Below are 4,057 nucleotides of genomic sequence, written 5' to 3'. Positions count from 1 at the left end.
AACATATATGACCAGAGTAGAAGGTGAAAATACACGTTTACGTCATTATCTGGCACGCCTACATCGCAAAACATTATGCTATTCCAAGTCAGTAGATATGCTTAAATACTCAATTCGCTTGTTACTCCATTACTTGAAGTATAGAGAAATACCTGTATTTAGTTAATTCATCCCGCATTTATGCAACGCCGGATTATCTTCCGCGCCAGTACGACCAAGACCAAAAAAACCAGGGAAGTGAAGATATCTGCAAAACTAGCGGAATTAATAATTGAGTGTGGCTTACCCAAAACTGGGTATTTATTTCCTGGTCGGAAGGAGGGGCATCGTACCCGGCAGTCAGCGGACTTGGCATTACGCAAAGCCTGTGACTATGTAGGGTTCAAGGGTATCAGTTCTCACTCGTTCCGAAGGACTGGGCTGACAAAAATGTATAAGGCGGGAGTGCCACTGCCAACACTGCAAAAGCGATCTGGTCATACCAGCATCGCCAATTTAACTTTTTATTTGGATATTGATCGGGATGAAGTCGATGCGGCAGGAGAATTATTGTAGATTGCGGTAACTTGTATACAGGGCGTATACAAGCGTCTTAGCGGAACGCGAATTATTAACTCTGCACCACCTGAGATTATTTTTCACTTCTCAACACTTATTTACGAATTAAATATGCACCAAATAGCCGTGCGATCGCTTGTTAGTTTATCTTCTGTGTTACTTTTTCTTGGCAGAGCCACTTACATCACCTTTAATAAGGGAAGAATAATATGTGAGCGTTTCTATAACCATAAGCTGACAAACCCGCATGGATGCCAACGTTGACTTCGACACACAACCAATTAATTTGCCCTCAACATGGTTTGAATCCCGAATTACTTTTGAACAAATACGTCGTTGCTTCATGAAGGGTAAAGAAGAAATTCGGATTGCTTCTGGATTTTTCACAATCAGAGGTTGGGGATTGATCCGAAAGTCTACAACAGGGAAGCAAGTTTACCTCTTAGTTGGAATTGAAGACCCAGGTGAGGATCGGGCGCGAAAAGCTTTAGTTAATGAAATTATGCGTGATCTGCGTACTGGTTTGGATCACTCACGACGACAGGCTGTGTTTGATTTAGTCCAAAAAATGGCTGCGGGTGAGTTCCACATATTTGACGCTCGTGCCATGAACCATCATGCCAAGCTTTATCTCATTGACCGTAAAGTAGCCATTATTACTTCAGCCAACACAACGGGACGTGGTTTTATTGAGCAAATTGAGTCAGGAACTTTGGAAACTAAGCGCGATAAAGTGATAGCTTTAGTGGATAAGTTCGATGAATATTTTGCTCAAGCTAAAGACATAACTCAGGAACTCCTTGAAGCTTTCCAAAGATGGCTAGAATTAGCTGATCCGTGGGATATTTATCTTAAGACCATACTGGCTCTAGAAAATCTACAACCTATTAAAGCTAACTATAAAAAGCAACCTGTTTCGTATCAGGTAGACATGATCTCTCAAACCTTGAACAAAATTCGTGATCATGGTGGGTCAATGTTGGTTGCCTCTACTGGACTAGGCAAAACTGTAGTGGCTGTTCATGTGGCAATACATCTGCGTGAGGAGGGTTTGATTGATAAGGTTATTGTTGTCTGCCCTGTAGCTGTCCGCAATATTTGGAAACGCGAAATGCGTGATGCCAGTTTACATTCAGACTACTTTACTCTTTCTGCATTGGATAAGGAAAATTCCACCCACGATCATACCCTTAACGATTTTGAAGAAATTGTCCAAAACATGGGTAGTGACGGGCGCTATTTTCTCATTTTTGATGAAAGTCATCAGTTAAGAAAACGTTATTCAGATGAGTTTAGCAACAGAAGATATAGAAAAGAAGACAGAACAGAGCGTCTGGCATTTACACGCCTTAGATCACTTGTTCAATCTGGTAATTTGAAAGTTTTGCTTCTGAGTGGGTCTCCTTATGCTACGGATATCGACAATATCAACACCCAGTTATTGTTGCTGCCTCATACTGCGGAAAGTAATGTTTTATTACCAGAGTTCATAGATGATGCAAGGGCATGGCGCATTGATGAAGCCGAATACTTTACGACATTACCCGTAGCTTCTCAGCTGACAACGCCTCACGTTGCTAAATATTATGGACAAACTGACTCGCAAGGTATCTACATCGACTTTGGTGGACAAAAGAAATATATTCCTCAAGTAATTCTACATAGTATTTATGTTCCTTTACCCAATGAGCGCGAACTTACTTCAATTATTGTTGATGGTTATTTCGACCTTAATACACCCCATCCTATATATAGAAAAAATATAGAAACCCAGGTCAAAATATCTTGGGGCAGTTCCCCAGAAGCGCTTCTATCGCTACTTGAGCGCGTTGTAGATACACCTGGAGGATTAAAGGAATTCGATTTTGCTAAGAAAGGAACATCAACCTTTAAATTTTCAAAAACCGAGCGTCAGCAAGTTCTAAATCCTATTATCAAAAAACTAAAAGAACTGACTTTTGAACACGATCTGAAACTGCAAACCCTCGTCCGTATTCTCAAAGAACTTCATGCTAAAAAAGAAAAAGAAAAAGTAATTGTGTTTTGTGAGCGGCTACCGACTGCGGTTTACTTGGAACAAGGTTTAGCTAAATTGATGCCAGAACTGCGAGTATTCAGCACTATAGTCAGTGGTCAGTCTCAAAAAATTGATAACTACGAGCCGAAGAAAACAAAGGATATAGAAGAAGCCATAGCCAAATTTGCGCCCCATGCTAACAATGCTATTGGTAACTACAAGGAAACTTACGATGTCTTCATTGCCACAGATGCTTATGGCATCGGTGTTAGTATGCAGGATGCTTCAGTCGTCGTTAATTATGATATTGCTTGGACTCCGATTGAACCAGTTCAACGCGCTGGGCGCATATTACGTTTTTGGCATCTTCCCAGAACAGTTCAGTTATATACTTTTATACCCACGCTGTCAGGAAATACGAATCTTGGATATGAGCTATTAAATATCAGGCAACGATGGGAAAATCTGATGGAGCGTCATGGTGAATCTCGAAAGTTAATTGATTTACCTGTCTTAACCACCAGCACAATGCAAGAAATTTATATGCCTGACGTGGCCCCCCAGAAGGTAATGATAGAATCAGGCAACTTGAAACTCGATAGAGCGGATGACCAAGATGTTTCACCCTTCTACAAACACACAGCCCAACTCCAACTAAACCGTGACTATGCTGAAAATATCAATAGTGATATTATTAGCGCCAAGACATACCCTGGTCAGAACCCGCTAATTTATGTTCTGCTAAAGTACAACGGCAAATATAACTGGTCTGTATATAATCCAAAATTGAAACAACTAGTATTGCTGACTGATGTCCAGCTTCTTGATTTGATTGCTTGCTGTGAGAATACTTCGTCGGCTTTGGTTGACCCCGACGAAGTAGAGGCGTTAAGTGATATTTGCATACGCGCCTGGTGCGCTAAACATGGCATTTCTGAGCAAGAGGTAATCAGAGAGTGCGCTCTGTACTTGAAGCCAGAGAGTGAAAAAGATACTGCTTCATCTTTGTTGAATATTCTTTGAGGTCGTCAAACAAAGAAAGTGATCGCTGGGGTGGAGCATCGATTATGCAGACTTAAAATATTTTGCTGACCACTTCCAAACGTTGCTTGAGTAAGGTTGCACTAACTCCACTATTAGATAAATAATACTGAAGGGATTCCACTTAATCCTAAGAACATCTGTGATTTATAACATTCCTGTGTTCGCTAAGGCAATAGCTCAGACAAAAGCTACAGACTAACGAATAAACCAGAGAATACAGTATAGAATTTGTAGCATTACCAGTGATGGACAAACAACTATGAAGGAATTAGAAAAAATTCAAGTTATTCAAGAATTAAATCAACTTAGTATAAGTAGAACAAGGTGAAAAAACCAAACTATGTAAAGATAAGTAAATACGTACAATGTGTCTACAAAGGTAACAGCGATATGGGCAGCCGTTTAAGGGTATTTCTGACTAGAGAGCAAGATAAAACT

The 4,057-nt window shown here is 40.3% G+C and carries 3 protein-coding genes; all 3 read left to right on the top strand.

Going from position 1 to position 4,057, the window contains the following annotated elements; translation table 11 throughout:
* On the top strand, positions 1 to 166 hold a 166-nt coding region (locus H6G96_RS40350; RefSeq protein WP_190914621.1), incomplete at its 5' end, for an IS1 family transposase.
* A gap of 14 nt (positions 167 to 180) precedes the next feature.
* A complete protein-coding gene (locus tag H6G96_RS40345; protein WP_190920221.1) occupies positions 181 to 555 on the top strand; it encodes a tyrosine-type recombinase/integrase in 375 nt (124 codons plus the stop codon).
* A gap of 250 nt (positions 556 to 805) precedes the next feature.
* Positions 806 to 3,598: a helicase-related protein gene (locus H6G96_RS40340; RefSeq protein ID WP_190920219.1), complete on the top strand. Its 2,793-nt coding sequence runs from the start codon at positions 806 to 808 to the stop codon at positions 3,596 to 3,598.
* Positions 3,599 to 4,057 lie beyond the last annotated feature (459 nt).

Source organism: Nostoc sp. FACHB-892, from assembly GCF_014698795.1.
GTDB lineage: Bacteria > Cyanobacteriota > Cyanobacteriia > Cyanobacteriales > Nostocaceae > Nostoc.
Note: the sequence above shows the minus strand (reverse complement) of the source record. Positions and strands in the feature narration are given on the sequence as shown.